Source organism: Nonomuraea sp. H19, assembly GCF_052068215.1.
Lineage (GTDB): Bacteria > Actinomycetota > Actinomycetes > Streptosporangiales > Streptosporangiaceae > Nonomuraea.
Map to the genome: position 1 here is coordinate 48,759 of NZ_JBQHCV010000043.1, position 6,735 is coordinate 55,493.

Annotated in this window: 9 protein-coding genes; 4 read left to right on the top strand and 5 right to left on the bottom strand. The window is 70.2% G+C overall.

Annotated elements, in window-relative coordinates; translation table 11 throughout:
* The first annotated feature begins 377 nt into the window (after positions 1-377).
* The 3 genes from ACTMTI_RS51670 (at position 378) to ACTMTI_RS51680 (ending at position 2,965) form a co-directional block, all read left to right on the top strand.
* Positions 378-2,075 carry a hypothetical protein gene (locus tag ACTMTI_RS51670; protein ID WP_441128266.1) on the top strand — a complete coding sequence of 566 codons (1,698 nt, stop codon included), beginning with the start codon at positions 378-380 and terminating at the stop codon, positions 2,073-2,075.
* Positions 2,076-2,083: 8 nt separating this feature from the next.
* A complete protein-coding gene (locus ACTMTI_RS51675; protein WP_441128267.1) occupies positions 2,084-2,641 on the top strand; it encodes a hypothetical protein in 558 nt (185 codons plus the stop codon).
* Between the two features lie 102 nt (positions 2,642-2,743).
* On the top strand, positions 2,744-2,965 hold the full coding sequence (locus tag ACTMTI_RS51680) for a hypothetical protein (protein ID WP_441128268.1): 222 nt from the start codon (positions 2,744-2,746) through the stop codon (positions 2,963-2,965).
* A 51-nt stretch (positions 2,966-3,016) separates the two neighbouring features.
* On the opposite strand, the gene ACTMTI_RS51685 is transcribed toward ACTMTI_RS51680, so the two are convergent.
* Positions 3,017-3,946, bottom strand: coding sequence for a transglycosylase SLT domain-containing protein (locus tag ACTMTI_RS51685; RefSeq protein WP_441128269.1), 930 nt, complete (start codon positions 3,944-3,946; stop codon positions 3,017-3,019).
* Between the two features lie 95 nt (positions 3,947-4,041).
* On the opposite strand from ACTMTI_RS51685, the gene ACTMTI_RS51690 reads away from it, so the two are divergent.
* Positions 4,042-4,401 (top strand): hypothetical protein, encoded by a 360-nt coding sequence (locus ACTMTI_RS51690; RefSeq protein ID WP_441128270.1) that lies wholly within the window; start codon positions 4,042-4,044, stop codon positions 4,399-4,401.
* Between the two features lie 89 nt (positions 4,402-4,490).
* Here the strand turns inward: ACTMTI_RS51690 and ACTMTI_RS51695 are convergent, their stop codons facing one another.
* From ACTMTI_RS51695 to ACTMTI_RS51710, 4 genes are all read right to left on the bottom strand, one after another.
* Positions 4,491-5,306: a sulfite exporter TauE/SafE family protein gene (locus ACTMTI_RS51695; RefSeq protein WP_441128271.1), complete on the bottom strand. Its 816-nt coding sequence runs from the start codon at positions 5,304-5,306 to the stop codon at positions 4,491-4,493.
* 127 nt (positions 5,307-5,433) lie between these two features.
* On the bottom strand, positions 5,434-5,757 hold the full coding sequence (locus ACTMTI_RS51700; protein ID WP_441128272.1) for an AAA family ATPase: 324 nt from the start codon (positions 5,755-5,757) through the stop codon (positions 5,434-5,436).
* Complete coding sequence (locus tag ACTMTI_RS51705; protein WP_441128273.1) at positions 5,739-6,218, bottom strand: recombinase family protein; 480 nt, start codon at positions 6,216-6,218, stop codon at positions 5,739-5,741. Before ACTMTI_RS51705 ends, ACTMTI_RS51700 begins: the two co-directional genes overlap by 19 nt.
* Positions 6,219-6,340: 122 nt before the next feature.
* Positions 6,341-6,685 (bottom strand): IS3 family transposase, encoded by a 345-nt coding sequence (locus tag ACTMTI_RS51710; protein WP_441128274.1) that lies wholly within the window; start codon positions 6,683-6,685, stop codon positions 6,341-6,343.
* Between the last annotated feature and the right edge of the window lie 50 nt (positions 6,686-6,735).

Here is a 6,735-nt window from a genome sequence, read left to right on the forward strand (position 1 = left end):
TTGCGCCAGCGGCCACAACACCACAGACCCACGCAACGTCTCCACGCTTCACGATGCTGCGGCGCCGCTGGCCTTTCGTTGGGACGTCTCTCACTTCCCGTGCCATCCGCGTCCGTCCATCGTCGCCGGGCGAGAGAACAGCGGCCAGGACATTGTGCGGTCACTATCCGGACATTCCCCGCGACGATGACCGAGCGGGACGAGTCAGGCACTTAGCGTAGAGCCGGCGCAGCATCGGCTCCTGCCGCACATTCATAGAGAGCTCACAGAACCCGCCAGGTGATGATCTCTTGGCGTTCATGTCCGCTTCATCCGGTTCCGCCACGCTCCGGCCGTAGCCGGCGCACCCTCATTCCGGCGGGACGGAGAAAGCGACCATGGGTCACGGGCATCACCACCATCATGAGCTCCCCGGCGAAGGGGATGCGACGACGGCGCGGGACCTGTCGGTCCCCGACGAGGAGCTGTCCCCCGGGGAGTTGTCGCGGCGCAGGATGTTCCGGGGGGCGGGGCTGCTGGGCGCGGGGCTGACGGCCGCCGGCGTGCTGGGGACGGCGGGCGAGGCGGCGGCGGACGGGGACCAGCAGATCCTCGGGCGCGGGCGGGAGCCGAAGGATGGCTACCTGTGGCTGGCCGGCGACCACCACATCCACACCCAGTACAGCTCCGACGCGGTCTACCGGGTCATCGACCAGGTACGGCACGGCAACGCCTACGGCCTCGGCTGGATGGTCATCACCGACCACGGCGGCGCCACGCACGCGAAGATCGGCGTGGACAAGGTCAACCCGGACATCGTGGCCGCCCGCGAGGCGGTCAAGGACACGCTGGTCTTCCAGGGGCTGGAGTGGAACATCCCGGCGGCCGAGCACGGCACCGTGTTCGTCGCCCCCGGGCAGAACGAGGTGGCGACGCTCAAGGAGTTCGAGAACTCCTTCGACGGCTCGGTGAAGGGCGCCGGGTCGAACACGCCGCAGAACGAGGCGCTGGCCATCGCCGGACTGAACTTCCTGGCCGACGCCGTCAGGCGGCGGCGGATCCCCGACGCGCTGTTCTTCGCCAACCACCCCTCCAGGAAGGGCCTCGACTCGCCGCACGAGATCCGCAGCTGGCGGGAGGCGCAGCCGTCGATCGCGGTCGGCATGGAAGGCGCGCCCGGCCACCAGGCGGCGGGCATCGCCAAGCCGAACGGCCCGGGCGGCGGGCGAGGCTACTACGACAGCAACCCGGGCGCCGACTCCTTCCCCGGCTACCCGGCCGAGAGCTACAAGACGTTCGGCGGGTTCGACTGGATGACCGCCACCGTGGGCGGGCTGTGGGACAGCCTGCTGGCGGAGGGCAAGCCGTGGTGGATCACCGCGAACTCCGACGCCCACTGGGTGCACGGCGACACCAGCGACCGCGGCCCGAACAGCAACTTCAACGCCAACGGCAAGTACGAGGACCCGATCTACAAGGGCGTGGCGAACTTCGGGGCCGGCGACTTCTGGCCCGGGTACTACAGCCGCACCCACGTCGGCAGCCAGGGCTTCTCCTATCGCGCCGTCATGGACGGCCTGCGGGCCGGGCGGATCTGGGTCGACCACGGCGGGCTGATCAGCGGGCTGGTGGTGCGGGCCCGGGCGGCCGGGACCGGGCAGCGCGGCGTCACCCTCGGCGACACGCTCCACGTGCGGCAGGGGGCGCGGGTCGAGCTGGTCATCGAGATCGCCCTCGCCGGGCGGCCGAACTGGGCGCAGTTCGTGCCGGCGCTGGCCCGGGTGGACGTCATCCAGGGCGACGTCACCGGCCCTGCCACCGACAAGGACGCCTTCACCACGCCGAGCACGAAGGTCGTGCAGTCGTACGAGGTGAACAAGAACACCGGGACCATCGCCTTCACCTACCAGCTGGGCCCTGTCGACCGGCCGGTGTACGTGCGACTGCGCGGCACCGACGGCAAGCGCGGCGCCCCCGGCCTGCTGGGCGCGGCCGTGGACCCGCACGGGCCGCAGATCGACGTGTACGGCGACGCCGACCCGTGGAACGACCTGTGGTTCTACAGCAACCCGATCTGGGTGCTGCCGCGCCGATGACCGGGCCGATGATCCTCGGTATCGACGCGGGGTCGCGTACCGTTCCGGAGGCCGAGCACCTGCTCCACACCGTGGCGCGGGCGCTCGGCCTGCCGGGTGACACCGTCGGCTGCACCCATTTCGTGCCGGCCGGGACAGGCGCGTCCGGCGAGCCGCACGTCGCGTGCTCGCTGGCCGTTCCCGGGCCCGTGTCCTCCGCTCTGCCCGCCGAGGTGTCGTGGGCGCTCGGCGACACCCGTACCGGGCCGCTGGCGGACGGGGCGGCGCTGGCGGCGGCCGAGCACACGGAGCGGCGGGGCGGGCGGGTGGTCACCTATCCCGGCCTTGATGGGCTCACCGGGACCGTCAGCGTGGGCGCGCTGCTGGGCGGGTCGGCCATCGAGCGGGTCCTGGTGCTGGCCGCCCCTGATCCGCCCGGCGACGACGTGCTCGTCGTGACCGCCGGCCATGTGCGGCCGGTGTGGCGGGACGGCCTGATGACGCTGCTCACCATGCCCGCCGCCGGCGGCCGCATCGCCCCGGCCGAGGTCCCGAACCCGACCCCCTGCTGCGCCGACCACGCCTAGATCCCCTTACGGCGCCGAAACCCGCCTCCGGAGACAATCCTCCCCGGCTCTTGCCGCTACCTGGTGAGTGCAGCGGCACGGGCTCTTCACCGGAGCGCGCTCGTGGCCCTGTACCAGCGGCAGGTGGTCGGCCAGGAGGCCTTGGACGGGCATGCGGCGCCGGAGCCGGGGCCCGAGGAGATCGCGCTGGATCGCCCGCATGCGCGGGCGGCACTGCCCGGCCCGAAAGGGCTGTCGGACGCCCTGTTCGACGGGCTCGGGTGCGACTCCGACGCGATCGCCGGCACGGCGGTGTACGAGATCGTCCGGCGTATCGCCTGGTGAGCGGTGTCTTGCCGGCTGCTGATCACGACCGTTGACGGCGCGTAGGGCCGCTTACTTGGGGCCGGTCAGACGGCGCTCACCGGCCGTGGTGAGGACGAACACCTGCCAGTTGTAGTACGCGTAGTAGTTTCTCGGGTCCCGCTTGATCTGGCGCGCGTGCAGGAGGATGGCGTTCACGTACGCCTGCGAGTGGTTGTAGGCGTACAGGGCGCGCTGGTAGTTGCGCGGCGCGCCGCTCGCGCGCAGGTAGTTGGCCGCGGCCATGACGGCGTCGTGGGGGTCGTGGACGTCACCCCCCAGGCCGTAGGCCCGCCAGGTCCCCGGCATGAACTGCATGGGCCCCTGGGCACCGGTGTGGCTGGGGGACTTGACCCGGCCGAACTTGGTCTCGGCGAACATCACGGCCGCCAGGACCTCCCACTCCACGCCGAAGCGGCGCTCGGCCTTCTTGAAGTAGCCGAGCAGCTCGGCCGCGGGGCGGGGCGGCTGGACCTTGAACACGGCGGACGGCTTGATCGGCCGGGCCAGGGCGAGCAGGTCGCGGATGGCCTTGGTGTTGTCCTTGGCCTGGGCGGCGAGGGGGGCGGGCAGGCGGGCGAAGGCGCGGTCGGCGACCTCGGGATGGCGGGCGGCGTAGCGGTGGATGCGCTGGTGATAGAGGGCCAGGAGCTCGACGTCCGCGGGCGGTTCACCCTTCTTGTCCCACCGGTCGATGGCCGCGTTGAGCGCGGTCGTGGTCTTGCGCAGGGCGGTGGCCAGGCGGGTGGCGCTCTCCGGAATCGGCTGGCCGGGAGCGGGGAGCTTGGCGCCGGAGCCCGCCTGGGCGCTCGCGGTCGGGGACGCCGGGCTGGTCGGCGCCGTGCCGGCCGCGCTTCCGGACAGGGCCGGTGCGCCGCAGGAGGCGATGCCGATCAGGGCCGCCACCGCGGCGGCGGCGAAGGCGGGGCGTCGTGGGCGGTTCTGGCGTTCGCGTTCCTCCATGGTCGGCCAACATACCGGGTACGGCCGGCCCACGGACGCAACGTGCCCGCCCTCGGGGCAGGGCGCTGGCGTGCAGCAGCTCCATGGTCAGGTCGTTGCCGCCCCCGGTGAGGTCGCGGACGACCGCGCCCGCCGGGACGACCACGCCGTCCGTGCCCGCGCCGGCCAGCCCCTCGGCGTCGAACCGCCAGTACGCCACCGTGCCCCTCGGCATCACGGCCTTCGCCGGCCGCGGCGGGGGCGGCGTGCGCGGCGCGAACCCGGCGAAGCGCGCGTCGAAGTCGATCTCGATGCTGAACCGGTCCACGGGGCCGGTCAGCTCGAGGTTCTCCGCCTCCAGCGGCGTGCGGTCCTCCGGGTCGCGCTCCAGCAGCCATGGCGACAGCGTCTCCACGTCGATCACTTTCCGCACCAGGTCGAAGGCGTACAACCGGACCATGCCCGCGCCGCCGTAGCCCCCGGTTATCTGGGGTTGTCAAGCGAACTAGCCGGTCCGCCGCTTGAAGGTCGTTAAGCCACGTTAGGCAAGTAGGTGCCCCAGACGTCAGGTGTGGCGGGCCATCTTGATGGCTGAGATCAGCAAGACGATGGCCAGGATGGGGATGAGGACCAGGTCCGGGATGACGCCGAGCAGCAGTCCGCCGAGCAGAGCGCCGGTGATGGAGCCGGTGACCATGACGGCGACAAAGCGGAGGTTGGCGCCCAGGACGGCGAAGCTGCCGTCGCGGCTGTAGCGGGCGAAAGCCACGAGCATGGTGGGCAAGGAGACGACCAGAGACAGGCTGCCAGCGATCTTGATGTCGACGGAGTAGAGCAGAACGATCGTGGGGATCAGCAGCTCACCGCCGGCCACTCCCATGATGGCCGCGACCACGCCGATGCCGAAACCGGCCACGAGCCCGGCGATCGCCTGTGCCGGGCCGGGCAGGGCCGGCGTGCCCAGGGCGGTGGAGTGGGCGAGGACCAGGGTGGCGGCCATGAGCACCATCAGCGCCGCGAGCACCTTGTAGAGGGTGGCGCTGCGCATCCGCACCGCCCAGGATGCTCCTGCCCAGGCGCCCAGGAGGCTTCCAGCCAGCAGGTTCGCCGCGACGGTCCAGTGCGCGGCCAGCTCCGCAAGCGAGACGGCGGCCAGCCGGGCGGGCAGCGCGGTGAGCACCACGATCAGGCTCATCGCCTTGTTCACGATGACCGCCGACAGCGCGGCGAACCCGAAAAGGCTGATCAGTAGCGGCAGCCGGAACTCGGCGCCGCCCAGGCCGACCATCCCGCCTAACACGCCCACCGCCGTGCCGGCGGCGAACGCCAGTGGCAGCGAGCGCACCACGCGGGCAGACCTGGCGTCTTCACCCAGGGGCATGCCGATCACGCTCCCTGCCAGCCTCGGTCCCCGCTTCGGATACGCCATTGTTCCGTAGCGGATACCTGGAGACGAGGGGGACCCGAAAGGGCGGCGTCCGCCGCCCTTTCGGGATTTCGGGACTCCTTTACGCGGACGCGTGACTACAGCGATCCTCGTCGCATGTGTGACAGCGGGCCAGCCGCTTTTCGATGCCTGGCATGCCGATGAGGATCAGCCCCAGGCTGCTGCGGGCGTAGAAGTCGCGGACCTGCTCAAGGGCGCGGGTGGTGAGCCGTTCGGACTCATCGATGGTGACGAGTTCGGTGTAGAGGCCGGCACCGTGGAGATTGGTCTCGCGCTTGGGGTCGTCGATGTCACGGGCGCGGACCATGGCATGACGGTTGGCCAGGTCGGTCAGGTCCGTGAGGGCCCGGCCGGGCGGGGTATTGATCAGCGGCGTGTAGAGCACAGTGTGCCATTCAGGCCGGTTGGCGCCGACGTGGAACCAGTCGGCCAGGGCGTGGGCCGGGCGCTGGCCGCCCGCTCCAGCATGTAGATCCGCTCCATCTGCGCGAACATCGCCAGCAGAGCGATAGCCATGTCGGCCGCCGGACCTGGCACGCTGGTGTCCACCGGAATCTGGTCCTTGAGTGTGCGCAGGCCGATCCCGCGCTCGGTCAGCTCGTGGGCCAGGTTGAGGCACTCGCGCATGTTGCGCCCCAGTCGATCCAAGGTCACGACGGTGATCCGGTGACCGGCGTGAGGCGGCACGCGGCGCAGCAGGTCCTCCAGGCCGTCGCGAGCCATCGTGGCCCCGGTACGCCAATCAGACCAGATGAGCTCTTCGGGAATGCCTCCGGCCTTGAGGGTGTCGATCTGCCGGGTGAGATTTTGAGCGGTGGTGCTGACCAGGGCGTAGCCGTAGTCCACGAGTCCCACGGTATCGAAAGCTGACGCCGTAGCAGGGGTTATGGGAACCACTTTCGGGACCAGCTTTTGAGACTGGCCGACCTGCGGGAATGTCTTGGAGTTGCCCCGGTTCAGTAGACACATCAGGGCTTGCGACTACGCGGCAGCATAGTCGAGATCTTGGGCGTTCTTGAGCACGTATTGCCGCTCGTATTCGGCAGGGCTGAGGTGACCGTTGGCGGATGCCGTCGGCGCGGGTTGTAGAACCCCTCGATGTAACTGAAGAGCGCCCGCTCGGCTTCTGACCTGGTACGGAAAGTGCGCCGGTCGATCAGCTCGCACTCCAGCGAGGCGAAAAAACTCTCAGTGATTGCGTTGTCGAAGCACGTCCCGGTCCGGCCCGTCGAGGGACGGACCCTCGCCTGTTCGCACCGCCGGCCGAAGGCGATCGAAGTGTACTGCTTGGGTTCAAGGGGTCGTCGCAACACTGCTGCTCAGCAGCGAGTTTAGATGATCGCTGAAGGCTTCTGCAGGCGTC

What these genes read in the sequence shown, in the direction of transcription:
- ACTMTI_RS51670 (WP_441128266.1), top strand. Translation starts at nt 378, where the DNA reads ATGGGTCACGGGCATCACCACCATCATGAGCTCCCCGGCGAAGGGGAT.
- ACTMTI_RS51675 (WP_441128267.1), top strand. Translation starts at nt 2,084, where the DNA reads ATGATCCTCGGTATCGACGCGGGGTCGCGTACCGTTCCGGAGGCCGAG.
- ACTMTI_RS51685 (WP_441128269.1), bottom strand. Translation starts at nt 3,946, where the DNA reads ATGGAGGAACGCGAACGCCAGAACCGCCCACGACGCCCCGCCTTCGCC.
- ACTMTI_RS51695 (WP_441128271.1), bottom strand. Translation starts at nt 5,306, where the DNA reads ATGCCCCTGGGTGAAGACGCCAGGTCTGCCCGCGTGGTGCGCTCGCTG.